We start from the raw sequence: 26,040 nt of genomic DNA, 5'->3' as shown, positions 1-26,040 counted from the left end.
AATGGCTGTGAATTTAAGAAAATTCACAGCCAACAACAACTGATATAAGGCATAATAATGAAAAAAGAGAAATTGCGTCCGCAATTTCTCTTTTTTCATTATTTGAAGCTAGTTATGTCCCAGCCTCTTTTGTTTTATCTTTTTGTTTGTTTATTTTTATCATGACAGCCAGGACATTGCGCATATAATTTTGTAACCTTTTCATCTTCAAAATGACTGATTGTTGCATCACATTTTTGACATACGATTGTACCCATCTTTTCATCCCCTTTATTTTTTGAAAACGTTTTATTTAAGTTACTTCTATAATAATATGTCACATTAAGACTGTCAATACCTATTTTGTATGTCATAATTATTTTTACTCCCCCTAATGTGTGATCATATTTTATTACTAAACTGCGCCTACTAGAAATAAAAAGCAGCAGATCAAATTCTTGATCTGCTGCTTTTTATTCATATTGTGTTTTATAGGTTGTATAAGGAATCGCTTCTTCAAAAAAGGACGCTAGATCTTCCGCTTCCTTTCGAGTCGCAATTTTAAAGGTAGATTGTAAATATTCATAATCTCTCACATCACTGCTGTCGAGCAAGGCAGAACGTCCTGTTTGCATACAAACAATAAGTGGTTTCCCAAAAAACATATTTGTATAAACAATTCCAAAGTCATAACGCACATCATCCGTTGAGAATCCTACAAAGCGAACCTGGACATTTTCATGCTCATCATAGAACTTTTGAAACAATTCAAGGTTCATTGCATCTCCTCCGTTTGAAGTTTATTATTTTTATTATAATTCATTCCCATATAATAATCAAAAAAAACATAATTTTTTTAAAATTAAAAATAATAAAATCGCATTTTATTGTAAAAAGGAATTAAATAGTGATAAGATACATTTAAAAGGTAAAAAACGGTTTATGGGGGGATTTTATTGTCTAAAAGTGCCTATATTAAACTTGTACCCGCATCTAAACAGCAGTCAATAACATTAGAAGAATTAAAAGAACTCTTTTTTTACTATAAGGAACTAACAGCAAAAACCGGGGAACAATTAAACTGGCAGTACAGTCATGCCGCCTTTCCATATGAGCTTGAACAAAAAAAAGAAAAAGAGCAGTGGTTTTATTTAAAAGGACAAAATGAAAGTTACCGATACATAATTGCTGGAATTAGCAGTAGAAAACTTAAAACTGAAGAAGAGGAAGAACAATTTGAACAGTATATTCAAATTGTTCTTCCTGAAGGATCCACACATGGTGATAAAGGAAAAGCAAATGAGTTTTGCAAATTTCTCGCAAAACAGCTGCAGGGAGAACTTCAGCTGTTTAACGGGCGTACGATGTATTATTATAAACGAAAATAAAGATGACTTCATGAAGTCATCTTTATTTTAACGTTTTAATAAGCGCTGGGTCTAAAAACTCATAGCCTTTCTTTTGTATCCCTTTTACAATCTCTTCTAATGCTGCATTTGTCCACTCACGATCATGCATTAACAAATTGGCACCCGCTCTTAATAAGGGTGTGTTTACCATAATATCAGCGATTGCTTCTTTTGATTGATATTCATTTTCCCAATCATATCCATATGTCCAATTCATAAGCAGCATTTCTTCTTCAACAGCCAAATCTTTGACATAATTAGTATTTTGGCCGAATGGTGCTCTAAAAAACTTAGGGCGTTCCCCTGTAATTTGTTCAATTTGATCATTTAATGTTATAATTTCTTCTCTTTGTTTTTCTTCACTTAAGTTTTTTAAATTTGAATGTGTCATCGTATGATTTCCAAGCGGAAAACCTAAATCATAAATTTCTTTTAATACGGCTTTTTCTTCTTCTGTATCTATAAAATGACCATTAATAAAGAAAATCGCTTTTACATCTAAATCTTTTAATGTTTTTGCCATTTCTAGGGCATGTTTATCAGGTGCATCATCGATTGTTAATAGCACAACATTTTTATTCCCGTCTTCTGAAATCGGCTCAATCGTCCACAGCTTTTCGTTTAATTGATACTTAGGCTCAATAGCTTCATTTCTATCAGAAAGCTCTTCTTCTGATGACTGCTTCGTTTCCTCCACTTCTTCTGCTGTGTCCTTTTCTTCTACTTGTACTGTTGAAATTGATTTTTCCTCTGGTAGATCTTCTGACTTTTCTACTTTTGTTTTACTATTTTGAATCGCACTGTCTTCATTACTGCAGGCAGCTAAATAAATAACTGCCGCAAAAAACAATAACCCCTTTTTCATTTTATTCCTCCTCTTCATGTAAAGCATATCATAAAATATTTTTCATATTTCTGTTACTCACTAAAAATTTTTAACGTATCATCGTGTATATTTTTTATAAAAAGGGTATTCATTCACTAACTGTTATGATATTATGTGGTACTGTGTTCCATTTTCCACATTACATAAATCGAATTTTCCCGTCAAATACTACTTATAAACCTTATAACTTGAAATTCATTTTCATTGTATGTTACTTTATGTAAGGATTTTTTGCTAACAAAAGAAAGGTGGTCGTTATGAAAAAATTGACACCCGTATTTGTTATTTCAGTCATACTCGCATTAATCTTTATTTTATGGGGAGTTCTTACCCCTACAGGAATGGCTGAAACAACAAGTGCAGTACAATCATTTTTACAAGCAAAATTTGGATGGTTTTATTTAATTTCAGCAACAACATTTTTAATTTTCTCTATTTATCTTATCTTCTCGCGATTTGGTAAAATTCGCTTAGGAAAAGATACAGATGAACCAGAATACAATACTGTAACATGGTTTGCGATGTTATTTAGTGCAGGGATGGGAATTGGATTAGTATTCTGGGGCGTGGCGGAACCTATCTATCATTTTCACACTCCACCAGCAGGTGAAGGTGAAACCGTCGAATCAGCTCGTTTAGCGCTTCGCTATTCGTTTTTCCACTGGGGACTTCATCCATGGGCAATTTACAGTGTAATTGCATTAGCACTTGCCTATTTTAAATTTAGAAAAGGTGCCCCTCAAGTTGTAAGTGAAGTATTACGACCAATATTTGGTGATAAGGTAGAAGGCAGTTTAGGACGAGCGGTCAATGTAATTGTTGTTATTGCAACTATTTTCGGTGTTGCCACTTCCCTTGGATTTGGTGCAACGCAAATTAGTGGAGGACTCTCTTATTTAACGGATATTGAAAACAATTTTACAACTCAGTTAATTATTATCGGAATTGTAACAGTGTTATATATGCTGTCAGCACAAACTGGACTTGAACGAGGCATTAAATATTTAAGTAATTTAAACATTGCTCTTGCTTTACTATTAATGTTTTTCTTACTTTTTGCTGGACCAACAAACTTTATTATGGACGTCTTTACATCTACACTTGGCTCTTACATACAAAACTTGCCAAGCATGAGTTTAAAACTAAGTCCATTTGAGCAATCGTCATGGATTCAAAGCTGGACGATCTTTTATTGGGCGTGGTGGATCGCATGGGCTCCGTTTGTAGGAACATTTATTGCACGTGTTTCAAAAGGCAGAACAGTAAGAGAGTTTGTACTAGGTGTTCTTCTCGTACCAACTATTTTTGGTGCATTATGGTTTAGTGTCTTTGGTGGAACGGCTGTTTCATTAGAAATGTTTGAGAATTTTGGATTAAGTCAAATTATGGCTGATCAAGGTGTAGAAGTTGCTTTATTCGCTGTCTTAAGCGAATTTCCATTTGGTACTGTAATGTCGATACTGGCGATTTTTCTTATTAGTACATTTTTTATTACATCAGCAGACTCCGCTACGTTTGTTCTTGGCATGCAGACAACAAACGGCAGCTTAAACCCGCCGAACTCTGTTAAATTTACTTGGGGAATTATTCAATCTGCTTCAGCTGTTGTATTGTTATGGTCTGGCGGACTAGGGGCTCTTCAAACAGCATCGATTATTGCGGCATTTCCATTTACAATTATTATGCTTTTAATGGTTGTATCGTTAACAAAAGCATTCCAAAAAGAAGTGGCTAAAAAGCCGAAAGTTCGTTAACTTCAACATCTTCAAACAGTACAAAGATTTTAATTATAGTAGATCTTTGTACTGTTTTATTATGTATTTCTTCTTAAACCCTGTACAGCGCTAAATCAAACAGAAACTTTCCTAGCATATATAATAAAAACGTTGAAAAAGTTGTAATTACTGCTGTTTTCCTTCTTTTTAAGATTTTAAAGCTTAATGAATAAGCAAAGTAAACAAAAATACCTAGAAGAATCATTTTATACTGCATTTCATCTTTTGTTGATAGCATATTTACAATTGAGTAACCACTCCAAATAATGCCGTGCAAACTAAGACTTAGCATATAATGCTTCAAGATTGTCACTCCTTTTCCCCATTATATGTCCTTCTAATAAATCTATTCTGTTCACTCTATTATTAAACTTCATTTCTATCCCCTCATACATTTTCAGCTTATTACGCTCATTATATCGCTTTATATTTATAAATCATATAAGACAAGCGGACGATATTATGTTGACTTACTAGTTTTCCTTTTTACTAAAAAGTACCCACCTCTCTTAAAAATCGAACCTTTAATTGTTATTGAGATACAGCATTCGAGAACTTTATATAAAAAAACCATGAGCAGACTGCTCATGGTTTTTGTGTTTTTATTTTACAATATGAATTGGGCTTCCAATTGCTACTTCAGCCGCTTCCATTGTAATCTCACCAAGAGTTGGGTGAGCGTGAATAGTAAGGGCGATATCTTCTGCCGTCATACCAGCTTCGATTGCTAAACCAAGCTCTGCGATCATATCAGATGCACTTGGACCCGCGATTTGCGCACCAAGTACTAGACCATCTTCTTTTCTCGTTATAAGCTTCATAAAGCCATCCGTATCGTTTAATGATAATGCACGACCATTTGCGGCAAAGGGGAATTTAGATGCTTTTACATCATAACCCGCTTCTTTTGCTTCCGCTTCTGTATATCCTACAGATGCAAGTTCTGGGTCTGAGAATACAACCGCTGGAATTGCAAGGTAGTCAATTTCAGCAGGCTCACCACTAATTGCTTCTGCAGCAATTTTACCTTCATAAGAAGCTTTATGTGCAAGTGCTGGACCTTCAACAATGTCACCAATCGCATAAATGTTTGGTACGCTTGTACGGCACTGTTTATCAATCTTAACAAGACCGCGCTCTGTTAACTCCACACCTACTTGCTCTAAACCAAGCTCATCAGTGTTTGGACGACGACCAACCGTAACTAGTACGTAATCTGCTTCAAACGTTTTTGTTTCACCTTTTACTTCAGCCGTTACTGTTACACCATCAGCTGTTTCTTCCACACCTTGAGCCATTGCGTTTGTAAAGATTTCAACGTTTTTCTTTTTTAAACGGCGAGAAACAAGTGTGCTCATTTGTTTCTCAAATCCTGGTAAAATTTGATCAGAACCTTCAAGGATTGTTACTTCAGTACCGAAGTTTGCATATGCAGTACCAAGCTCAGTACCGATGTAACCTCCACCGATTACAACCATTTTCTTAGGAATTTCTTTAAGCGCTAATGCACCTGTTGATGAAATAACGCGCTCGCTCCATTTAAAAGATGGAATCTCAATTGGAGTAGAACCTGTCGCAATAATACAGTTATTAAACTTATATGTTTGAGAACTTTTCTCATCCATAATACGCACTGTATTTTGATCTACGAAATACGCCTCACCACGGATGATTTCAGCTTTGTTTCCTTTTAAAAGTCCTTCAACACCGCCAGTTAATTTATTAACAACGCTGCTTTTCCATTCCTGAACTTTAGAAAAGTCAACTGTTACATTTTCAGCTGAAATTCCCATTTCATCAGAATGCTTCGCATGCTCAACGCGGTGTGCTGCGTTAATAAGAGCTTTTGAAGGAATACAACCAACGTTTAAACAAACGCCGCCTAAGTTTCCTTTTTCAACGATTGCTACTTTTTGACCTAACTGCGCTGCGCGAATTGCCGCAACATATCCACCTGGACCTGCACCAACAACAAGAGTATCTAATTCAATCGGAAAATCGCCTACTACCATTATTTACGCCTCCATTACTAGTAATTGTGGATCATTCAATAGACGCTTAATATGATTTAAAGCGTTTTGAGCAGTTGCACCATCAATAATACGGTGGTCAAAGCTTAAAGATAAAGCTAATACTGGTGCAGCTACAATTTCACCGTCACGTACGATCGGTTTTTCAGCAATACGACCAATACCAAGGATTGCTACTTCTGGGTGGTTGATAACTGGAGTAAACCATTGACCGCCAGCAGAACCAATGTTTGTAATTGTGCATGATGCACCTTTCATTTCTTCACCAGATAACTTACCGTCACGAGCTTTTCCAGCAAGCTCATTAATTGTGTTTGAGATGTTAAAGATTGAGTTGCGATCCGCATCTTTTACAACAGGAACAAGAAGTCCTTTGTCAGTGTCAGCTGCAATACCGATATTGTAATAATGCTTGTGAATAATTTCATCTGCTTTATCATCAATAGACGTGTTAAGAGCTGGATACTCACGTAATGCAGATACTAATGCTTTTACTACATATGGTAAGTACGTTAACTTAATACCTTTATCCGCAGCGACTTGTTTAAATTTCTTACGGTGTGCCACAAGTGCTGTTACATCAACTTCATCCATTAATGTAACATGTGGAGCTGTATGCTTAGAGTTAACCATTGCTTTTGAAATTGCTTTACGGATACCGCTCATTTTTTCACGAGTTTCCGGATATTGACCTGCAGGAACTGCTTGTGCTGCTGCAGGAGCCGCTTTTGTTTCTTCTGCTGCTGGGGCTTGTTTTTCTTCTGTTACAGCTGTATCTTGGGCTGGAGCAGCACCGCCAGATAAGAAGCTGTCAATATCATCTTTTAAAACGCGTCCATTACTACCAGTACCCTGTACTTGACGAATGTTAACACCTTTTTCACGCGCATATTTACGAACAGATGGCATTGCAATCACACGAGCCGACTCATCCACTTCTGCAGATGCAGCAGGTGCTGTTTTTGCTGGAGCTGTTTCTTCTGCTTTTGGCTCTTCTGCTTTTTCTTCAGCTGCTGCTGGTGCACTGCCGCTGTCTTCGTAGCCTTCTGCTTCAAATGTAACAACCACATCGCCAACAACTACTACTTGACCTTCTTCAGCTTTTACTTCAAGTACTTTTCCGTCTACTGGAGATGGAATTTCTACAACTGCTTTATCATTTTGTACTTCCGCAATGATGTCATCTTCTTTAACTTCATCACCTGGTTTAATAAACCATTTTACAATTTCACCTTCATGAATACCTTCACCGATATCCGGCATTTTAAATTCAAAAGCCAAAATGTTCGCCTCCTATTTATCAACAGTGTTTTATTCTTTCAAAGTATCATTCAAATGACTGCCTTCTATGTAATCTTTCTAAGAAGGATAGGGAAAAGAGGTTGACTTAGGTAGGGTTAACCCTCCTCAAATCCATACAAGATATCGCAGTTTTTCACAAAGAGTAACTTATATATTGTTTGAGAAGGGTCTGATCCTTTTTTAAGTCAGCCTCTTAGAAATTGATTACAGCTTTAGCTTTTTCCACGATATCTTTATAGTCAGGTAACCATACCTCTTCTGCTTCAGCAAATGGGAACACAGTATCCGGTGCTGTTACACGAAGAACAGGCGCCTCTAAACTTAAGATGCAGCGATCATTGATTTCTGCAACAACATTTGCAGCAATACCTGCTTGTTTTTGTGCTTCTTGAACAACAATGGCACGATTTGTTTTTTCAACAGATGCTACAATTGCATCGATATCTAATGGGCTTACAGTACGAAGGTCAATTACTTCTGCACTAATTCCTTCTTTTTCTAACTCTTCAGCCGCTTTAAGTGAAGAATGTACCATTGCACCGTAAGTGATGATGGATACATCTGTACCTTCACGTTTCACGTCTGCTTTTCCAAGCTCAATTGTATATGCTTCTTCAGGCACTTCACCGCGGAATGAACGGTATAATTTCATGTGCTCTAAGAAAATAACCGGGTCATTATCACGAATAGAAGCAATTAATAAACCTTTTGCATCATAAGGAGTTGAAGGAATAACTACTTTCAGCCCAGGCTGTTGTGCCATTAAACCTTCTAAGCTGTCTGCATGTAATTCTGGTGTTTTAACGCCGCCGCCAAATGGAGAACGAACTGTAATTGGCTGTGTATACGTGCCGCCAGAACGATAACGAAGACGAGCCATTTGACCAGAAATAGAATCCATTACTTCATATACGAAACCGAAGAATTGAATTTCTGGAACAGGACGGAATCCTTGTAACGCAAGACCGATCGCTAAACCGCCGATTCCTGATTCTGCAAGAGGTGTATCGAATACACGATCTTCACCAAATTCAGCTTGTAAGCCTTCAGTCGCACGGAATACACCACCGTTTAGCCCAACGTCTTCACCAAATAAGAGCACATTTTCATCGTTTTTTAGTTCTGTGCGTAACGCATCAGTGATTGCTTGAATCATTGTCATTTGCGCCATGTCTTACTTCGACTCCTTTGCTTTGTATTCTTCCATTTGTTCTTGTAAATTTTGTGGAAGTTCTTCAAACATCATGCTCATTAAATCTGTAACTTTTTGTTTAGGAGTTTGGTCAGCTTTCTTGATCGCTTCTTTAATCTCCTCTTTTGCTTTTTCTACTACTTTGCTTTCTTCTTCTTCAGACCATAAGCCTTTTGCTTCTAAATACTTACGGAAACGTACTAGTGGATCTTTCTTTTCCCACTCATTGTCAAGCTCTTCAGAACGATAACGAGTTGGGTCATCTCCAGCCATTGTATGTGGACCATAACGATATGTTAATGTTTCAATTAATGTTGGACCTTCACCATTGATCGCGCGCTCACGAGCTTCTTTTGTTGCCGTATAAACAGCAAGAACGTCCATACCGTCAACTTGAATGCCATGAATTCCAGCAGCAACCGCTTTTTGTGCAATTGTTTTTGCAGCAGATTGCTTTTCAACTGGTGTAGAGATTGCAAAACGGTTATTTTGCACAACGAAGATTGCAGGAGCACTAAATGCACCAGCAAAGTTCATTCCTTCATAGAAATCACCTTGTGAAGCACCACCGTCTCCAGTATAAGTAATTGCAACAGCTTTTTTACCGCGTTTTTTAAGACCTAATGCAATACCAGCTGTTTGAATGATTTGTGCACCGATAATGATTTGCGGGCTAAGCGCATTTACGCCTTCTGGGAATTGATTTCCGTGGAAATGTCCGCGTGAGAATAAGAAAGCTTGGTATAACGGTAAACCGTGCCAAATAATTTGCGGAACATCACGGTAACCAGGTAAAATCCAATCTTCTTTATCAAGGGCATATTGGCTTCCTAATTGTGAAGCTTCCTGTCCTGCTGTTGGTGCGTAGAAACCTAAGCGACCTTGACGGTTTAAAGAAATTGAACGTTGATCTAAAATTCGTGTATAAACCATACGGCTCATTAACTCTTTTAATTCCTCATCAGAAAGATCAGGTGCTGCGTCTTTATTAACGATTTCTCCTTCTTCATTAAGGATTTGGAACGTTTCAAATTGGCTTTCAATTTGCTCTAGGGTCTTTGTACCCATACCTTCCACCTCTTCCTTTCATAAATAAAAATTGTTATTATGATTCCAGCAATATTTCATGTATTACCTTCATGCTACATCATTAGATTAACCAATATAAGAAAATACATGACATCCTATGAATCACTATTAAGTAAATTTGTAAACGAACAGTCTTTATAACCGTGGCTTATGTACCCATTAAGTTGGATGTTAAACATGCTTTTATATAATAGATGTTCGTTTTAGAAACTGTATTATAAAAAAAAGATTTTTTATTAATACAATATCCTGTTCTATTTCATCTTACAATATACGCTTCCAATAAGTCAATGTCTTTGTTTATTTCGATTATTAAAATTTACCAAACATCTGTGATAGTACTGTATTAGTTTATTTTGTCGAACTGTATTAATATGTGTTTCATCATCTTTCCTTCTATTTAAAAGCTATAATAAATAAACAAGGAGAAGCAACCTAAGACAGGTTAGTTCTCCTTGTTTTCTTCAAACGCGACATTTAAATTCGCTTTTTGATAAAAAGTTTGTTTTGCTTGATTATATAAATTCGTATACTTAGTAAAAGCATTATTTTGCTGAATCACTTTTTCATACTGCTTATTTATTTTTTGGAGCTGTAAATCAAGTTCTTCAGCTGTTAGTTCTTTGCTTTGAAGCATTTCATATAATTCTTTATCGAACGCAATCGATTTTTGATATTCTTTGTGGAGCTGCTCATATGCATCATAACGCTTTTGGACATTCTCTTCTAATTTACCTGCTTCTTTTTTTACAGCTTCTTCATCAATTTTTTCAATTAATGGACTAACATTTTTAAATTCTTTAAATGCGAGCGTTAGGCTTTCTTTTTCTTTATCAATTAATTGTTCCCGATTCTCAGCATGTTTGAGTGCTTTCTCTGATAGTTCTTTAATTTTGTCATACTCTTCTAAAGATAGCTGAACAATTTCATTGTAAAGTTCTTGTTCTTTTTTTTCTGCTTCTACAAGTAATGATTGTTGTTCTTTAAACGCCGCTTCAAGTTCCACCGATTTTTCAAGATGCTCATACATTTCTTCTTCAGGTGAACTCGCACAGCCTGTTAAAAGCGTGGAAATAGCCATTACCGCAGCTAACATTAACATTGCTTTCTTCGTCATTACTACTCCCCCTTAGTTACGATGAATATCCATACTTTACCATGATATCGTTTTATAATACACATGACAATAATAAGCTTGTTTTCTTAACAATATTTATAATGAGATCATTTCAGAACTTTAAACACTTGTTTTATCTAAACTTCATTAGTGAACATCGTCTCTCTCAGCCCTTTAAGATGTATGGATATAATTTTTCTTACTTGCATTTTCCCTTTTATCTCCGTATGGTAAACTATACATAATTAACTACTTTCTTTTTTAGAGATGGATTAGTAAGCAAGGAGTGACTAAAAAATGATTACAATGAAAGATATTGTGAAAGATGGTACACCCGTCTTAAGAGAAGTTGCAGAAGAGGTAGCATTACCTGCTTCAGAAAAAGATAAAGAAACGTTAACAAAAATGCTTGAATATTTAATAAACAGTCAGGATCCGGAACTCGCTAAAAAATATCAACTGCGTTCAGGAATTGGCTTAGCAGCCCCTCAAATTGGCATTAATAAACGCATGTTTGCTGTTCACTTAACAGATGAAAATGGCAAGCTATACAGCTATGGATTATTTAACCCTAAAATTGTCAGTCACTCAGTGGAACAAACATACTTAGAAGGCGGCGAAGGCTGTTTATCAGTGGATGAGGATATTCCTGGAATTGTTCCTCGTTATGCACGAATCACTGTAACAGCAGTTGATCTTGATGGAAACCCTGTGAAGCTTCGTTTAAAAGGGCTTCCTTCTATTTGCTTTCAACACGAAATTGATCATTTAAATGGTGTGATGTTTTATGATCATATTGATAAAAATGATCCCTTTAAAATCCCAGAAAACGCAACAAAGTTATAATTCTTCTATAATAAGTTTTCATAACAAAGAAGCATCCCCCTAAAGGGATGCTTCTTTGTTATGTTAAAAAAGCAATTCCAATTCACCTAACGATATTCTTCATCTTACTTCTTCCACTAATTACCGGACATTTTTTTATAATTATGTAAATACTACAAATAAATAGAGAAAAGGAGGTCTTCTCTAATGATCCGGCGCTTAAAGAAAAAATTTCTTGAACGATGGAAAGATTTATTTAATAAAAATCGTCGTCCTGAATTTTAAACAACGTGAAGTTGACTTTATCCTAAAAAACTAATTTTTTAGGATAAAGTCAACTTCTTAAAATCTGTTATTAAAACTTGCAATTTTTAGATGCAAATAAGAAAATAATGTTAGTAAAACTGGAATGTTTAAATAAAAACATGAAAAACAATCCAATTTCCTTTATAATATACAAAGACAATCTTTTAGTTACAGTTAAGGAGAGGTTATAAATGATTTTTAAAGTATTTTATCAAGAAACATTAACAGAAGTGCCGGTACGGGAGCGGACAAACGCACTTTATGTTGACGGAGAGTCTGAGCGTGATGTGCGTCGAAAACTAGCACCTCGAAAATTAAACATTGAATTTGTACAAAAGCTTAACGGAAAATTTCTTGAATATGAACAAGAAAATGCAAAATTTGAATTGGAGAATTTATAATTATGAAATTTGTTAAAAACCATCATACAGCAGTATTCGCACTAGGCGGATTAGGAGAAATCGGAAAGAATACATATGCCGTACAATTTCAGGACGAAATTATTCTAATTGATGCCGGTGTTAAATTTCCAGAAGATGAACTATTAGGAATTGATTATGTGATTCCTGATTATTCATACCTTATAAAAAACGAAGAGAAAATTAAAGGACTTTTCCTTACACATGGACATGAAGACCATATTGGCGGCATTCCTTTTCTATTAAGAGAAATTAACATTCCTATCTATGGAGGAAAGCTTGCCATTGCACTTGTCCGCAACAAATTAGAAGAACACGGTTTATTAAGAAAAGCACGTCTCTATGAAATTCAGGAAGATGATGTAATTAAATTTAGAAAAACGGCTGTCAGCTTTTTTAGAACAACTCACAGTATTCCCGATTCATATGGAATCGTTGTAAAAACACCTCCAGGCAATGTTGTGCATACAGGTGACTTTAAGTTTGATTTTACACCTGTTGGAGAACCAGCAAATTTAACAAAGATGGCTGAAATTGGCCGTGAAGGGGTACTATGCCTTTTATCTGATAGCACAAATAGCGAAATCCCTGAATTTACAATGTCTGAACGTCGTGTTGGAGAAAGCATTCAAGATATTTTCCGCAAAGTGGACGGCCGTCTTATCTTTGCAACATTTGCTTCTAACATTCATCGCCTTCAGCAAGTAGTAGAAGCAGCGGTCGCAAACAATCGGAAAGTGGCTGTGTTTGGAAGAAGTATGGAAGCAGCAATAACAATTGGACAAGAACTCGGCTATATTCAAGCGCCGAAAAACACATTTATTGATGCTTCTCAAATCAATAAATTACCAGACAACAAAATTACAATTATTTGTACAGGAAGCCAAGGTGAACCAATGGCAGCTTTATCTCGTATTGCTAATGGTACACACAGACAAATTCAGATTATCCCTGGGGATACGGTCGTCTTTTCTTCCTCCCCTATTCCTGGAAATGCGGTTAGTGTAAGTAAAATTATTAACCAGCTTTATCGTGCCGGTGCGGAAGTAATTCACCATAAACTAAGTGATATTCATACATCTGGTCACGGCGGACAGCAGGAACAAAAATTAATGCTTCGACTTATAAAACCAAAATACTTTTTACCAATTCATGGGGAATATAGAATGCTAAAAATGCATACAAAACTTGCAGAGGACTGCGATATCCCTAAAGAAAACTCCTTTATTATGGATAATGGTGAAGTATTGTCATTAGGAGAAGATGAAGCATATATTGCCGGCAAAATCCCTTCAGGATCTGTTTATGTTGATGGGAGTGGAATTGGCGATATCGGAAACATTGTGCTTCGTGACCGTAAAATTTTATCAGAAGAAGGGCTTGTTATCGTCGTTGTAAGTATTAATATGAAAGAATTCAAGATTGTTTCAGGACCAGATATTATTTCGCGTGGTTTTGTGTATATGCGTGAATCTGGCGACCTGATTAACGACGCACAAGATCTATTAGCCAAACACTTAAACCGGGTAATGGAAAAACGGACCTCTCAATGGTCTGAGATTAAAAATGAAATAACAGATATCCTTTCCCCATTTTTATATGAAAAAACGAAGCGCCGTCCGATGATTTTACCAATCATCATGGAAATCTAATTTTAAAAAAGGTTGAGCATTCGCTCAACCTTTTTTTAATCAAGAAGCTGCTTTTCAAAGCGAGTAATATCTTTATCAGCACCAATAATAATTAAAATATCTCCTTTATTTATTTGTTGATTTGCTTGAGGAGATACAATCACTTCTTCGCCCCGTTTAATCGCGACAATGTTTGCACCGTAATTAGCGCGCACATCAAGCTCTATTAATGTTTTCCCATTCATTTTAGCACTTGCGATTAACTCGACAATACTATGTTCATCAGATAGCTCTAAATAATCTAAAACACTATTTGAAACCATATTGTGGGCAATCCGCTCTCCCATATCACGCTCAGGGTGAACAATTTGATCAGCTCCAATCTTTTTTAATACCTTTTCATGATAATCATTTTGGGCTTTTACAGTTATTTTTTGAACACCTAATTCTTCGAGAATAAGCGTTGTTAATATACTTGCTTGAATGTTATCGCCAATCGCAACGATAACATGCTCAAAATTACGAATTCCTAAATTTTTTAACACTGTTTCATCTGTTGAATCAGCAATCACAGCATGGGTTGCAATCGATGAATATTCATTGATTCGTTCTTCATCTTTATCAATTGCTAATACTTCCATTCCTTGACGGCTGAGCGCTCGGCAAATACTGCCGCCAAATCGCCCGAGTCCAATTACTGCAAATTGTTTTCTCACAAGTATTCCTCCAATATTTCACCTATCATTCGTGTCATACAAAATTATATCATAACCGTTCTTTCTCATGTACAAGAAAAGCTGAGCACGTACGCACTCAGCTTCTTTTACTTTCCTTTATTCCCTTTAACATAATCCGCATCAAATAAAAACAACCTCATCAGTAAAAATAAGGATGGAATCAGCAGGAAGAGCCCTGCAATAAACACCACAACAAGCGCCCAGCCCATTGTTGTATTTACAGAGGCTGAATAAATTGTAATGTATGGATAAAGAATATATGGGAGATGTGACAATCCATATCCGAAAAAAGCAAAAAAGAACTGCAGCATTACAAAAATAAAAGCTGTTCCATACCGCTTTCGGTTAAAAATAAAATACGTAGCAGCCATAAAGCAAATTAACGATAATATGAACATCCAAGCATAATTAAGTATGTTTGCAAAATGTTCAGGGTTATGACGTTGGAGAGCAACAAATACAAGAACACTTGCAAAAATGGTTGGCGCACTCCAAAACATTGCAAATTTTCTCAATACTTCTAATGCCTGTTTATCCTGTGCTTTATCAGCGTAATAAGCTAAAAAAGAAGCACTAATAAATAAAACAGATACAACAGCTAACAGAACAACAGACCAAGAATAAAAGTTTGTAAATAAATTCCCAGCCTTAAACACGACTTGATCCCCTACTTCTTCAACAAAACCGCCTTCGGAAATTGTTAAGCCGGTTGATAAAGAAGCAGGTATTAACAGCCCTGTCGCTCCATATAAAAATGAATAGATATTATTTTCTTTTGCTCCATAGTTTGCAAATGCGTAAAAAGAACCCCTTACTGCGAGAAGAATTAAAGAAATGCTTCCAGGAATAAGCAGCGCTGTTCCAAAATAGTAAGCCGTGTCTGGAAAGAAGCCAATTAAACCAACGAAAAAAAACACGAAAAATACATTTGTTACTTCCCAAACCGGTGATAAATACCGGCTTATAATCTTATTAATAAGATGATCTGTTTTTGTCACCTTTCCATAATAGCTAAAAAACCCGGCCCCAAAATCAATGGACGCTGTAATTAAATAACCATATAAAAAAATCCACAAAACGGTAATCCCAATTAATTGAAGCTCCATACGTCCTCCTCCTTTCTTCCGTCACTTAATGAAATGGTGTCTCATTATTTGTTGAATGTGAAGCTTCCTCAAATTCAACTTCTGCAGGATTATCTTTAAACATTTTTCTTAACACCGTAATACAAATCACGGCGAGTACAATATACAGCAGTAAAAACAAGATCAGCATGGTCCCTACATGATCTGCTGTTGTGGCAGCATGTCCTGTTTCCATGACTTGATATAAAATCCACGGCTGCCTTCCAACTTCAGAAAAAATCCAACCGAATTCAATCGCAAACATGGACAGCGGTCCGCCTAATACAATAAGAAAAAGAAACCATTTGTTATGAAGATTAAACCTTGTAAATTTTCTTAACACAATATATAAAAATGAAATAAACGCTAAATACATCCCAATCATTACCATTAAATCAAACAAATAATGGATAAACAATGGCGGAATTTCATTTTCTGCAAACTCCTCTAAGCCAATAACTTCTGAATTTGGATTGCCATGCGCTAATATACTTAATAACTTTGGAAGTGTGACTGCATATTTGATCTCATTATTTTCATCTAAAATCCCGCCAACAATGAGACCTGCTCCTTCTTCTGTTTCAAAATGCCATTCAGCCGCCGCCAATTTTTCTGGTTGATATTCTGCAAGGTATTTCCCTGCAAAATCTCCTACTAAAACTGTTGCCACAGCAAATATAAAACTTGCAACCATTGTAAGCTTCAATGCTTTTTTATAATAAGCTCCTGTTCGCCCTTTCAAAATAAGAAATGCCGTAATTGCCGCAAGTACAAATGCTGATGTTAAATAAGCAGTTGCTAATACATGAGAAACTTTTGTTGGTGTAGCTGGATTAAACATTGCCACAAGCGGTTGAATATCTGTTAAAACGTCATTTTCTATTTTAAATCCTCTCGGCGCATTCATAAAGGCATTTACAGTAGAAATAAAAAAGGCTGACATTGATGATCCAATCACTACTGGAATTGAGATTATCCAATGATAAATTGGCTTTTTAAACCGATCCCATGTGTAAATATAGATGCCTAAAAAGATTGCTTCAAAGAAAAAAGCAAATGTCTCCATAAATAATGGTAAACTAATAACCTGTCCTGCCACCTGCATAAAACTCGGCCACAATAATGAAAGCTGCAGCCCAATTGCCGTCCCTGTTACAACGCCGATCGCTACCGTAATCACAAATCCTCTTGTCCATCTTCTTGCTAATAATAAATAGTGAGGATCATTTCGTTTAATGCCAATCCATTCGGCAACACTTATCATTAGCGGCACACCAACTCCAAGTGTGGCAAAAATAATATGAAAGCCAAGCGTCAAACTTGTAAGCAGCCGACTAAGCATAACATTATCCAATTCCACTCTTTTCAACCCCTTTTCCCAATCCTATAAAAAGAAACATACTGTATACCTTACCCTTATTATAATCATTCATAAACGTTTGAAGAGGTAAAGAATATGACGATTTTATAGTTATACAGTGAAGACTTTGTGACAATTATCACAAAGTCTAATAAAAAAATCAATATGTATTTATTAAATTGCTGGAAAATATCGGAAAAGGTATATACATCACTAAAAAACACAGCAGAATAACCTTCTACTGTGTTTTTACTCTTACTTCATTGAATTATAAAGTATTTTGACCTGGTTTCCAGTTTGCTGGGCAAAGTCCGCCAGTTTGAAGTGCTTGAAGCACACGCAGTACTTCATCAACGTCACGACCAACATTATTGTGGTTAATTGTAGAATGCATTAATTCACCTTCAGGGCTGATGATGAATAATCCACGAAGGGCAATACCTTCTTCTTCAATTAAAACGCCATAGTCCTTTGCTACTTTATGATTTGTATCTGCAGCTAATGGATAGTTTAATTCGCCTAATCCATTGTCATCACGAGACGTGTTAATCCACGCTAAGTGCGTGTGGATTGTATCCGTGGATACACCAACTACTTCTGCATCAAGATCTTCAAACTCCTCATACCGATCACTTAATGCCGTAATTTCTGTTGGACATACGAATGTAAAGTCCATTGGATAGAAATATAATACTGTCCACTTATCATTTTTCATGTTCTCTTCAAGACTTACCTTACCAAATTCTTTATTTGTCATTACAGCATCCATCTCAAAACGCGGTGCTTGTTTACCGACCATACGCTCTGCCATATGTATATCCCTCCTATCAATCTTATCCTTTGTAATAGAGCCGATTCATATAATTTCAATTATAATGGACTAGTTATTTTTAGTCAGTCTTAAATTATAATTAGTTTAAATTACTTGAATAAGCTGAATGAATTCGATACTTTAGTAAATATACCCTTTATTTAAATTTTTAATCATTATAAGATAAATTTTATGGTTATTAATTGAAAATATTAAGATGAGAGTGTTATTACTTGAAAGATGTATTTTTTATTCGTTATACTATAAAACGTTATGCTTAATCTTTATTCTCTTCTTGCACCACATAAAAGCTCTTTCGAGGAATGCTTTTGATTAGAGAATAAGGATCATATTTAGAAAGAGAAAGAGAAGGAGATGGAACCGAATGAACGATTGGATACGCAATATTGATTGGGGAGAAATATTTGTAGCAGTTGGAATTATCGCTCTGCAGTTAATTGCTATTTTTATTGCTTTTACGATTGCAAAATCAATTGGAAGCAAGCTGATTAAAAATGCTTTTAATCGCTTTTCAGAGAAAGAAAACATGTCTGTCGGACGCGCTGAAACGCTGCAGCGTTTAACGTTAAGTATTCTTTCTTATGTATTAGGATTTATCGTAATTGTGATCGTTTTTGAAATTTTTGGATTAGATGTAAAAGGTTTAATCGCCGGTGCCGGTATTCTTGGTTTAGCAATCGGCTTTGGTGCTCAAGGACTTGTTAGTGATGTTGTAACTGGGTTTTTCTTACTGCTTGAAAAACAGCTTGAAGTTGGTGATTATGTTACAACAGCAGGTTATGACGGCATCGTCGAAGAAGTAGGCTTACGAACGACAAAAATTCGCAGTTTTGATGGAACATTAAATTATATTCCAAACCGTGAAATCTCAAGTCTCAGCAACCATTCACGCGGCAATATGCGAGCACTTGTTGATATTGGTATTTCTTATGATGATAACATTGATAAAGCGATTGAAGTGATGCAGCAAACGTGCGACAAGGTCGCGGCTGAAGAAGAAGCGATTGTAGAAGGGCCCAGCGTATTGGGTGTACAAACACTCGGTGCCTCTGATGTTGTACTTCGCGTGATTTGTAAAACAGAAAATATGCAGCAATGGGCTGTTGAACGTAAACTTCGTCAAGCCTTAAAACAAGCATTAGACGAAAATGGTATCGAAATTCCATATCCACATCAAGTAAATATTACAAAAGAGAAGGCATGATTTAAAAAGGAACAGCGTGAGCTGTTCCTTTTTTTACTGAAAACGGCTTTCAACTTGTTGACATACTTCATCAGCACTTAAACCGCGCGCATCAATAACTGAGCCTTGAGCGGCAACGTTTTGAATACCCATTACATTTTCATCTTGCCCACTTACAACACAGCAGTCACAGCCATTTGCATCTTGTTCCTGTTTTAAATCAATGACTTCATGTCCTTTGCTTTGCAGTGCTGCTTTTACTTGTCCTAGTGATTGTTCTACACCAATTTTCGCCATTATTTGTTCCTCCTTTTCATCCTTAACAGTATGAAGCGAAAGCGCTTCCTAACCGTTACTTTACCCAGGATGATTTTTTCTTATGCTTCTAGAAGAAAAGACAATAAAAGAAACAAGAGGGAAAAAAGAAGATAAAAATAAAAAGCATCTTGCCTTTCTACTAATTCACTTTAATTGGAAGCTTTTTCTGTTAAATAATGAGATAATAGGGAAACTGCTGTTTCAATTGCACCCTCATCCGGCTTTAAGCGAGATGAATGAAGACCATGTTCTGATTGAACACCTAACCAAAACATAAAACCGGGAATCTCCTTTAAGAAATAACCAAAGTCCTCTCCAGTCATTGCTTCTTTGCATTCAACAAGCTCTACATTAGATAGCTTTTTTACAGTATTCATAAATTCTCGAGTTAACTTTTTTTCATTAAAAACTTGGTAATAATTTGAGCCGTAATCAATCGCTGCCCTGCAGTCAAATCCTTGTTCAATTCCTAATACAAGAGCTTCAATGCGTTTTTTCACTTTACTCATTGAGTCACTTGATAACGTACGAATTGTTCCTTCAATCCGCGCTTTTTCTGCAATAATATTTTGCTTTGTACCGCCTTCGATTTTACCAATGGTTACAACTGCTGAATCTAACGGATCAATGTTACGAGAGATAATTGTTTGCAGCTGGGTAACAAGATGACTTGCCGCTACCACCATATCATTTGATTTATGAGGATAAGCAGCATGGCCTCCTATTCCTTTAAGATCAATAAACAGTTCAGATGTATTTGCAAACAACAGACCTTCTCTTGTTGCTACTGTTCCAACAGGATATTCAGGAGCAATATGCAGCGCAGCGATCATATCCGGCTTCCATTCTTGAAATTCTTTACTCTCAAGCATCGGTAAAGCACCGCCTGGACCTTCCTCTGCTGGCTGAAAAATAAATAATAAATCATCGTCAACAGCGTGATTAGCAAAGTAGTGTAAGACACCTAAGCCAATTGTCATATGAAAATCGTGGCCGCATGCATGCATATTTCCTTCATGTGTTGATTGAAAATCATAACCTGTTTCTTCTGTGATTGGCAAACCATCAATATCAGCACGGTAGCCAATCGTTTTCTTTGGGTTCTTTCCTTTTACTTTCACTAAAATACCGGTTTTCCATGTTTTCACTTCTAATCGCTCATTATTAAACGACTCGATTGTCTTTAAAAGGAATTGCTGGGTTTTCACTTCTTCAAATCCAAGCTCTGGAATTTGATGAAGCTCTCGCCTAATGTCAATTAAATTGAGACTCATCAAAAATCTCTCCTTTTCTATAAATAAAGTGCCAGACACCTCCTAATGGAGAAGCCAGGCACTTATAAAACAACAGCTGTATAATTAATTATTCAGCATTTAATTGGCGAAGTTCTTGCTTAATTTCAGTTTTTGATTTGGTTTTTTCATCAATTTCTTTAATAACACGTGCTGGCGTTCCTGCTACTACTGTATTTGCCGGCACATCATCTGTAACAATTGCTCCTGCAGCAACTACTGCTCCCTTACCAACTGTTACTCCTTCTAAGATTACCGCGTTAGCACCAACTACTACCTCGTCTTCAATAACAACTGGCTTCGCTGAAGGAGGCTCAATTACTCCCGCAAGCACTGCGCCCGCACCGATATGACAATTTTTCCCTACTGTTGCACGACCACCCATTACAACATTCATATCAATCATTGTACCTTCACCGATAACAGAGCCAATGTTAATAGACGCTCCCATCATAATTACAGCGTTTTTACCAATCTCAACTTGATCACGGATAATCGCACCCGGCTCAATACGTGCTGGAATATCTTTTAAATCTAATAATGGAATTGCAGAGTTACGGCGGTCATTTTCAACTACAAAATCTTCAATCTTTGCTGCATTTTCATCAATTGCCGTTTTAATTTCTTTCCACTCTCCGAACAATACGCCTGTATTTCCTTGGATAAATGATTTTGTTTTTTCACCAAAGTTAATACCTTCTAATTCACCTTTAATATGTACTTTGACTGGTGTTGCTTTTTCACTGTTTTGAATAAATGAAATAATTTCATTTGCGTCCATCATTTTCATGATTTTTTCCTCCTCTTTTTTGTCGATGTTCCTATTTTATCTTAAATAATCTTTCACGTTAAGTCCAATTTTTAAATTTTTTTTGATTCTGCTACTAAATTAATAAACGCTTTTACCTGTTTTAATTGTGTAAGCGATTCATGAGTCAACAGCCATGTTTCACGTTCGATCCGTTTTTCTTCGTCGTCATAAAGCGGAATTTTATATACGTTTGTATCGTTAGCTGTTAAACTAATTGACGGTAAAATAGCATAACCAATCCCGTTAATCGCCATCTGCTTGCACGTTTCAATTTGATCGACCACAATTGTACGTTTTGGAGACGTTTTAAAATGATTATGCCACCATTCTTGAATTTCTTGAAAATAAGTAGAGTCGCTCCGAAATTGAATAAATGGTTTATTTGTCGTTTTAATCTCATCAAGTGATTTAATCGATGTATCCACTAAAAATAATTCATCTGAAAGTAAAAAATGTTTTTTACCTCTCCACTCAGGTCTTCCTCTAATAATTCCTATATGAATATGATCATCATATAAATGTTTTAAGATTTCACTGCTCCATCCTGTAATTAATGAAATTTTCACCTGTGGATATAAATCAACATACTGCTTTAACACTTTTGGAAGCCAATACTGCCCAATAATCGAAGCAACGGCAAGCTTTAACGTGCCGTGTACTTCCGTATGAAGCGATGAAATTTGATCTCGTACTTGCTCCTCTTTCTGAAGCGTCTCATTTACATAAGAGATAATTTGTTCACCAGCGGGTGTTAAGGATAACCCTTTTTGTGAACGAATAAAAATTTGAGAAGCCCATCGCTTTTCAATCGTTTGTAACCGTTGGCTTAAAGCAGGCTGTGAGACATATAAACGCTCTGCTGCCTTTCGCATATTTAATTCTTCAGCTAAAATTGATAACACATAATATTCATTAATGCTCATCCAATGTACCTTCTTCCACCTTCATTAAGTAATCTTAACTTGTTTCGCTTTTTTCATCCTTATTTTTTGGAAGCAATATAATGAATACAAATGTAATAATGGCAATAATGGATAACCCCATATATACACTTTTTAAAGAAAGAGTAAGACCATCTTGTAAAATGGTTAACGTCTCTTCTGCTAAATTGCTTCTCTTCTCTGCATCTAACAATAAATTCGCTTGATCAATTGTTAAGGACTGTTCTGGATCATCTTGGTATGCTATAAGATGTTCTTTTAAACGGCTGTTTAAAATACTGCCAAGCAAAGCTGCTCCAATCGAGCTTCCTAAAATTCTCATAAACATATTAGAAGCTGTTGCAATCCCGCGCATTTTCCAATCGACACTGCTTTGAATTGCAACAAGAAAAGGCGTACTCGACAAACCCATACCAGCCCCAATAAAGAAGGATCCCGCTCCTGCCCATAAAGGACCTCGTTCCGGTGTTAATAATACAAAAAGCAAACCACCAATTAACAGTAATACACCACCAAATAATGCCGTATTTCGATAACCAATTTTCAACTGCAGTTTTCCGGCAATCGTTGAAGCAATCGGCCAGCCAATCGACATTGTTGTCAATGTAAAACCGGCAACTATTGGTGTTTCTTCCATTACTCCTTGAACAAAAGTAGGGAGAAAGCTTGAAACACCGATAATAATCATTCCTGATGTACATGTGGCAGCATTAGCGAGTAAAATTAAGCGATATTTCCATATTTCAAGCGGCATCATTGGCTCAACTATTCTTTTTTCCTGAATAATAAAAAGAACTAAACCACCTCCACCAATAATGGTTAAACCAACTATAGGAAGCGACAGCCAGTCCCATCGAACGCCTCCCTCAATAAGAACCAGCATAAAAGAAGTAATTGAGATAAAAAGTAAAAATGCGCCTTTGTAATCAATCACTTGTTTTTTCTGCTCTGTTTTTTCATGAAGAAACATCATCACGCCACATAACGATAATAATCCGAGGGGAATGTTCATCCAAAACACCCATGCCCAGTCGATATATTGAACAAAAATACCTCCCAGAGCAGGACCAATCACAGCAGAGATTCCCCAAACACTTGCTAAGTAGCCTTGGATTTTCGATCGTTCTTCTACCGAATACATATCGCCTACGATTGTCAGAGCGATTGGCTGTACAGCCCCTGCACCTAACCCTTGCATAAATCGAAAAAGAATTAGCTGTTCCATTGATTGAGCATATCCACATAAAAAAGAACCTATTAAAAAGACCACCACACCAAAGATAAAGATAGGTTTCCTACCAAATAGATCGGATAATTTTCCAAATATTAAAATAGTCACTGCCTGCATGAGTAAATAGCTTGAAAAAACCCAACTAAACAGCGAAAAACTGCCAAGCTCTGAAACGATACCAGGCATAGCTGTTGAAACGATTGTGCCTTCAATTGCCGCCATAAACATACTTAATATAATTGCCGTTAAAACAAGGGGCCGATATGTTTTTTTATTACGTATACTAATTAACATCATTTCTTGAAATGCTCTCATTCATGCTTCACGTTCCTTTATAATAAATATTTAAAATCATAACTCCAGCACTTCCCACCCTTTGAAAGAAGCTTTTATATTAGTAAAAAATAGACTGATTTGTGTCCCCTTACCTTTTTTATACGTACAAAAAATCTGCCGTCCTATTGACGGACGAGCAGATTGTTAGTTTTCGTGAATATAACGATTAACAAACTTTAAAATAGCGCGGCGTGTTAAAATCCCCTTAAATACCCCTTTTTCATCCACAACACATAAAAAAGCATTGTTAATGGACAGCTTTAAACCTTTAAAGAAACTTTCACTTTCTTGAATACACGGTACCTCGGTATTCATTACATCTTTCACACATTTTTTACTTAGCTGCTCTACTTCAATTCGCTCAATTCCAAGGGTTGCATCTAAAATCATTGTTGTACTAATTAATCCTTTTAAATGAAATAACTCGTCTAATACAGGAATAGCAGAGTAACCAGATTTTATTAAAACAAGCAGTGCATGTTCTAATGGATTGTTTAATTGAACATGTGCAACAATATCTGCTGAAATAATTAAATCTTGAATACTCTTTTCGTAAAGTTCTTGTTTGATTATTTCTTTTTCCATTTGTGAACATCCCTTCAGTTAATGTTCTAGATTGTTGTAAAGGCCGAGTGTGAAAAGGGGATGTTTCATCGTAAATTTATATATGTAAAAAATCCTTCTTTATTTATGATACCGTTAAAATGACCTTTCACGCAACAAAAGTGTTTTAGAACCAGTTTTTTTTACGAAAAAAAACAAGCATTCCAATTGTGATGATGACCATTACAAACAATGCAATTGGATAACTCCATTTCCATTGAAGCTCAGGCATATAAACAAAGTTCATCCCATAAATGCCTGCAATAAATGTGAGCGGAATAAAAATCGTCGAAACAATCGTTAATACTTTCATGACTTCATTCATCTTGTTACTGACACTTGAGAAATGTAAATCCAACAAACTTGATACAACTCCTCTTGTCGTTTCAATCATATCATTTACTTGAATAATATGATCATTGACATCACTGAAGAAAAACTGAGTTTCCTTTTGTATTAACGATAAAGGACGTTTTTCTAACTTATTGATTACATCTCTTACCGGCCATACTAATTTTCTTAATTCAATTGCTTGATGTTTGTACTCATAAATCATATGCAAGTCATCTTGTAAAGGATTCATTACCATCTCTTCTTCAAGTATTTCAATATTGTCATTCATCTGTTCCACTTCAATTAAATAACGATCAACTAGTGTATCCATTAATCGATACATTAAATAATCTGCTCTCTGTTTTCGTATCCCGTTTATCTTTTGCTTTATTTCTTTTCGAATGCCATCAAAATCGTCTTCTAATGTTTCTTGAAATGTAATTAAGATATTTTTGCCTAGTAAAAAACTTATTTGCTCATCTTCCATTGTATGTTTTGTTTCACTAAAAGAAAGACGCTTCATAATCGCTAAAATATGATCTTCATAAAATGAAATTTTTGGTCTATGTTCACTGTTTAAAATATCTTCAATTAACAAGGAATGAAGATTAAACTTTTTTCCAATCTCTTCAATTAATTTTTCATTATGTATACCCGACACATTAATCCAAGTTACGGTTTCTTTCTCCTTATATAAAAGAATCTCAGAAGGATGTGCTAATTCTTTTTCTTCGTAATAATCTTTGTCATAATCAATGACTGATATTTTTACAGGTTCTTCTTTTTCTTCTCCTATATATACAAAAGAACCCGGCGGCATTCCCTGCTTTTTTTCTCGACTGGACCTTCTTTTCTTCCTGACTTTGTTCATTGTTCACACTCCTTCTTATCTTAATAGCCGCTTTCCCAAAATTTCAAACATACATAGAACAGCTCATTAGATGAAATACTAGTTAAAGAAAAGAAAACAAGGAAATAA

Annotated in this window: 26 protein-coding genes; 6 read left to right on the top strand and 20 right to left on the bottom strand. The window is 35.8% G+C overall.

Features of this window, described 5'->3' with window-relative positions; all coding sequences use genetic code 11:
- Positions 1-134: 134 nt before the first annotated feature.
- Complete coding sequence (locus tag DS031_RS24625; protein WP_425451950.1) at positions 135-353, bottom strand: GapA-binding peptide SR1P; 219 nt, start codon at positions 351-353, stop codon at positions 135-137.
- Between the two features lie 99 nt (positions 354-452).
- Positions 453-758, bottom strand: coding sequence for a DUF3055 domain-containing protein (locus DS031_RS09215; RefSeq protein ID WP_113805773.1), 306 nt, complete (start codon positions 756-758; stop codon positions 453-455).
- Between the two features lie 177 nt (positions 759-935).
- Here DS031_RS09215 and DS031_RS09210 point away from each other — a divergent pair, with 177 nt between their 5' ends.
- Positions 936-1,367: a DUF1885 family protein gene (locus DS031_RS09210; protein WP_113805772.1), complete on the top strand. Its 432-nt coding sequence runs from the start codon at positions 936-938 to the stop codon at positions 1,365-1,367.
- A 22-nt stretch (positions 1,368-1,389) separates the two neighbouring features.
- Here the strand turns inward: DS031_RS09210 and DS031_RS09205 are convergent, their stop codons facing one another.
- Positions 1,390-2,253 carry a polysaccharide deacetylase family protein gene (locus DS031_RS09205; protein ID WP_113805771.1) on the bottom strand — a complete coding sequence of 288 codons (864 nt, stop codon included), beginning with the start codon at positions 2,251-2,253 and terminating at the stop codon, positions 1,390-1,392.
- Between the two features lie 278 nt (positions 2,254-2,531).
- On the opposite strand from DS031_RS09205, the gene DS031_RS09200 reads away from it, so the two are divergent.
- A complete protein-coding gene (locus DS031_RS09200) occupies positions 2,532-4,028 on the top strand; it encodes a glycine betaine uptake BCCT transporter (protein WP_113805770.1) in 1,497 nt (498 codons plus the stop codon).
- Positions 4,029-4,101: 73 nt separating this feature from the next.
- Here DS031_RS09200 and DS031_RS09195 read toward each other — a convergent pair whose 3' ends face one another.
- The 6 genes from DS031_RS09195 to DS031_RS09170 form a co-directional block, all read right to left on the bottom strand.
- Positions 4,102-4,353 carry a hypothetical protein gene (locus DS031_RS09195; RefSeq protein WP_113805769.1) on the bottom strand — a complete coding sequence of 84 codons (252 nt, stop codon included), beginning with the start codon at positions 4,351-4,353 and terminating at the stop codon, positions 4,102-4,104.
- A 298-nt stretch (positions 4,354-4,651) separates the two neighbouring features.
- Positions 4,652-6,061 (bottom strand): dihydrolipoyl dehydrogenase, encoded by a 1,410-nt coding sequence (gene lpdA / locus DS031_RS09190; RefSeq protein ID WP_113805768.1) that lies wholly within the window; start codon positions 6,059-6,061, stop codon positions 4,652-4,654.
- A 3-nt stretch (positions 6,062-6,064) separates the two neighbouring features.
- Positions 6,065-7,360 carry a dihydrolipoamide acetyltransferase family protein gene (locus DS031_RS09185; RefSeq protein WP_113805767.1) on the bottom strand — a complete coding sequence of 432 codons (1,296 nt, stop codon included), beginning with the start codon at positions 7,358-7,360 and terminating at the stop codon, positions 6,065-6,067.
- Positions 7,361-7,574: 214 nt separating this feature from the next.
- On the bottom strand, positions 7,575-8,552 hold the full coding sequence (locus tag DS031_RS09180) for an alpha-ketoacid dehydrogenase subunit beta (RefSeq protein WP_113805766.1): 978 nt from the start codon (positions 8,550-8,552) through the stop codon (positions 7,575-7,577).
- 3 nt (positions 8,553-8,555) lie between these two features.
- On the bottom strand, positions 8,556-9,641 hold the full coding sequence (pdhA, locus tag DS031_RS09175; protein ID WP_113805765.1) for a pyruvate dehydrogenase (acetyl-transferring) E1 component subunit alpha: 1,086 nt from the start codon (positions 9,639-9,641) through the stop codon (positions 8,556-8,558).
- A 466-nt stretch (positions 9,642-10,107) separates the two neighbouring features.
- Positions 10,108-10,779, bottom strand: a complete 672-nt coding sequence (locus DS031_RS09170; protein WP_113805764.1) for a YkyA family protein — start codon at positions 10,777-10,779, stop codon at positions 10,108-10,110.
- Between the two features lie 297 nt (positions 10,780-11,076).
- On the opposite strand from DS031_RS09170, the gene def reads away from it, so the two are divergent.
- From def to rnjA, 3 genes are all read left to right on the top strand, one after another.
- Complete coding sequence (def, locus tag DS031_RS09165) at positions 11,077-11,625, top strand: peptide deformylase (protein WP_113805763.1); 549 nt, start codon at positions 11,077-11,079, stop codon at positions 11,623-11,625.
- A 476-nt stretch (positions 11,626-12,101) separates the two neighbouring features.
- On the top strand, positions 12,102-12,311 hold the full coding sequence (locus DS031_RS09160) for a DNA-dependent RNA polymerase subunit epsilon (protein WP_113805762.1): 210 nt from the start codon (positions 12,102-12,104) through the stop codon (positions 12,309-12,311).
- A 2-nt stretch (positions 12,312-12,313) separates the two neighbouring features.
- Positions 12,314-13,981 (top strand): ribonuclease J1, encoded by a 1,668-nt coding sequence (gene rnjA / locus DS031_RS09155; protein ID WP_113805761.1) that lies wholly within the window; start codon positions 12,314-12,316, stop codon positions 13,979-13,981.
- 35 nt (positions 13,982-14,016) lie between these two features.
- On the opposite strand, the gene DS031_RS09150 is transcribed toward rnjA, so the two are convergent.
- The 4 genes from DS031_RS09150 to DS031_RS09135 all read right to left on the bottom strand — a co-directional run bounded on the left by DS031_RS09150 (position 14,017) and on the right by DS031_RS09135 (position 17,992).
- Positions 14,017-14,676: a potassium channel family protein gene (locus DS031_RS09150; RefSeq protein ID WP_113805760.1), complete on the bottom strand. Its 660-nt coding sequence runs from the start codon at positions 14,674-14,676 to the stop codon at positions 14,017-14,019.
- Between the two features lie 107 nt (positions 14,677-14,783).
- Positions 14,784-15,803, bottom strand: coding sequence for a cytochrome d ubiquinol oxidase subunit II (locus DS031_RS09145; protein WP_113805759.1), 1,020 nt, complete (start codon positions 15,801-15,803; stop codon positions 14,784-14,786).
- Between the two features lie 25 nt (positions 15,804-15,828).
- Positions 15,829-17,181, bottom strand: a complete 1,353-nt coding sequence (locus tag DS031_RS09140; protein ID WP_425451949.1) for a cytochrome ubiquinol oxidase subunit I — start codon at positions 17,179-17,181, stop codon at positions 15,829-15,831.
- Between the two features lie 268 nt (positions 17,182-17,449).
- Positions 17,450-17,992, bottom strand: coding sequence for a peroxiredoxin (locus tag DS031_RS09135; protein WP_113805758.1), 543 nt, complete (start codon positions 17,990-17,992; stop codon positions 17,450-17,452).
- Between the two features lie 385 nt (positions 17,993-18,377).
- Between DS031_RS09135 and DS031_RS09130 the strand changes: the two genes are divergently transcribed.
- Complete coding sequence (locus DS031_RS09130; RefSeq protein WP_113805757.1) at positions 18,378-19,217, top strand: mechanosensitive ion channel family protein; 840 nt, start codon at positions 18,378-18,380, stop codon at positions 19,215-19,217.
- A 33-nt stretch (positions 19,218-19,250) separates the two neighbouring features.
- Here the strand turns inward: DS031_RS09130 and DS031_RS09125 are convergent, their stop codons facing one another.
- The 7 genes from DS031_RS09125 to corA form a co-directional block, all read right to left on the bottom strand.
- The gene (locus tag DS031_RS09125) at positions 19,251-19,493 is read right to left on the bottom strand and encodes a YkuS family protein (protein ID WP_113805756.1); all 243 of its coding nucleotides are present in this window, start codon (positions 19,491-19,493) and stop codon (positions 19,251-19,253) included.
- Positions 19,494-19,663: 170 nt separating this feature from the next.
- On the bottom strand, positions 19,664-20,788 hold the full coding sequence (locus DS031_RS09120; RefSeq protein ID WP_113805755.1) for an N-acetyldiaminopimelate deacetylase: 1,125 nt from the start codon (positions 20,786-20,788) through the stop codon (positions 19,664-19,666).
- Between the two features lie 88 nt (positions 20,789-20,876).
- Complete coding sequence (dapD, locus tag DS031_RS09115) at positions 20,877-21,596, bottom strand: 2,3,4,5-tetrahydropyridine-2,6-dicarboxylate N-acetyltransferase (protein ID WP_113805754.1); 720 nt, start codon at positions 21,594-21,596, stop codon at positions 20,877-20,879.
- Positions 21,597-21,667: 71 nt separating this feature from the next.
- Positions 21,668-22,540: a transcriptional regulator CcpC gene (locus DS031_RS09110; protein ID WP_113805753.1), complete on the bottom strand. Its 873-nt coding sequence runs from the start codon at positions 22,538-22,540 to the stop codon at positions 21,668-21,670.
- Between the two features lie 34 nt (positions 22,541-22,574).
- Entirely contained in the window at positions 22,575-24,104 is a 1,530-nt protein-coding gene (locus tag DS031_RS09105) for an MDR family MFS transporter (RefSeq protein ID WP_245947298.1), read from the bottom strand.
- 165 nt (positions 24,105-24,269) lie between these two features.
- Positions 24,270-24,710, bottom strand: a complete 441-nt coding sequence (gene cbpB, locus DS031_RS09100) for a cyclic-di-AMP-binding protein CbpB (protein ID WP_113805752.1) — start codon at positions 24,708-24,710, stop codon at positions 24,270-24,272.
- A 145-nt stretch (positions 24,711-24,855) separates the two neighbouring features.
- Complete coding sequence (corA, locus tag DS031_RS09095) at positions 24,856-25,932, bottom strand: magnesium/cobalt transporter CorA (RefSeq protein WP_113805751.1); 1,077 nt, start codon at positions 25,930-25,932, stop codon at positions 24,856-24,858.
- Positions 25,933-26,040 lie beyond the last annotated feature (108 nt).

The sequence above is a fragment of the Bacillus taeanensis genome, assembly GCF_003318295.1.
Classification (GTDB): Bacteria; Bacillota; Bacilli; order Bacillales; family UBA6769; genus Maribacillus; species Maribacillus taeanensis.
This window is presented reverse-complemented; position numbering and strand designations above follow the sequence as displayed.

Bases quoted from the DNA above. Each gene is read 5' to 3' on its own strand.
- cbpB (WP_113805752.1), bottom strand. From the start codon at position 24,710: ATGGAAAAAGAAATAATCAAACAAGAACTTTACGAAAAGAGTATTCAA.
- def (WP_113805763.1), top strand. From the start codon at position 11,077: ATGATTACAATGAAAGATATTGTGAAAGATGGTACACCCGTCTTAAGA.
- DS031_RS09205 (WP_113805771.1), bottom strand. From the start codon at position 2,253: ATGAAAAAGGGGTTATTGTTTTTTGCGGCAGTTATTTATTTAGCTGCC.
- DS031_RS09105 (WP_245947298.1), bottom strand. From the start codon at position 24,104: ATGAGAGCATTTCAAGAAATGATGTTAATTAGTATACGTAATAAAAAA.
- dapD (WP_113805754.1), bottom strand. From the start codon at position 21,596: ATGAAAATGATGGACGCAAATGAAATTATTTCATTTATTCAAAACAGT.
- rnjA (WP_113805761.1), top strand. From the start codon at position 12,314: ATGAAATTTGTTAAAAACCATCATACAGCAGTATTCGCACTAGGCGGA.
- DS031_RS09125 (WP_113805756.1), bottom strand. From the start codon at position 19,493: ATGGCGAAAATTGGTGTAGAACAATCACTAGGACAAGTAAAAGCAGCA.
- DS031_RS09120 (WP_113805755.1), bottom strand. From the start codon at position 20,788: ATGAGTCTCAATTTAATTGACATTAGGCGAGAGCTTCATCAAATTCCA.
- DS031_RS09145 (WP_113805759.1), bottom strand. From the start codon at position 15,803: ATGGAGCTTCAATTAATTGGGATTACCGTTTTGTGGATTTTTTTATAT.
- corA (WP_113805751.1), bottom strand. From the start codon at position 25,932: ATGAACAAAGTCAGGAAGAAAAGAAGGTCCAGTCGAGAAAAAAAGCAG.
- DS031_RS09215 (WP_113805773.1), bottom strand. From the start codon at position 758: ATGAACCTTGAATTGTTTCAAAAGTTCTATGATGAGCATGAAAATGTC.
- lpdA (WP_113805768.1), bottom strand. From the start codon at position 6,061: ATGGTAGTAGGCGATTTTCCGATTGAATTAGATACTCTTGTTGTTGGT.
- DS031_RS09180 (WP_113805766.1), bottom strand. From the start codon at position 8,552: ATGGCGCAAATGACAATGATTCAAGCAATCACTGATGCGTTACGCACA.
- DS031_RS09110 (WP_113805753.1), bottom strand. From the start codon at position 22,540: ATGAGCATTAATGAATATTATGTGTTATCAATTTTAGCTGAAGAATTA.
- DS031_RS09160 (WP_113805762.1), top strand. From the start codon at position 12,102: ATGATTTTTAAAGTATTTTATCAAGAAACATTAACAGAAGTGCCGGTA.
- DS031_RS09130 (WP_113805757.1), top strand. From the start codon at position 18,378: ATGAACGATTGGATACGCAATATTGATTGGGGAGAAATATTTGTAGCA.
- DS031_RS09200 (WP_113805770.1), top strand. From the start codon at position 2,532: ATGAAAAAATTGACACCCGTATTTGTTATTTCAGTCATACTCGCATTA.
- DS031_RS24625 (WP_425451950.1), bottom strand. From the start codon at position 353: ATGACATACAAAATAGGTATTGACAGTCTTAATGTGACATATTATTAT.
- pdhA (WP_113805765.1), bottom strand. From the start codon at position 9,641: ATGGGTACAAAGACCCTAGAGCAAATTGAAAGCCAATTTGAAACGTTC.
- DS031_RS09135 (WP_113805758.1), bottom strand. From the start codon at position 17,992: ATGGCAGAGCGTATGGTCGGTAAACAAGCACCGCGTTTTGAGATGGAT.
- DS031_RS09170 (WP_113805764.1), bottom strand. From the start codon at position 10,779: ATGACGAAGAAAGCAATGTTAATGTTAGCTGCGGTAATGGCTATTTCC.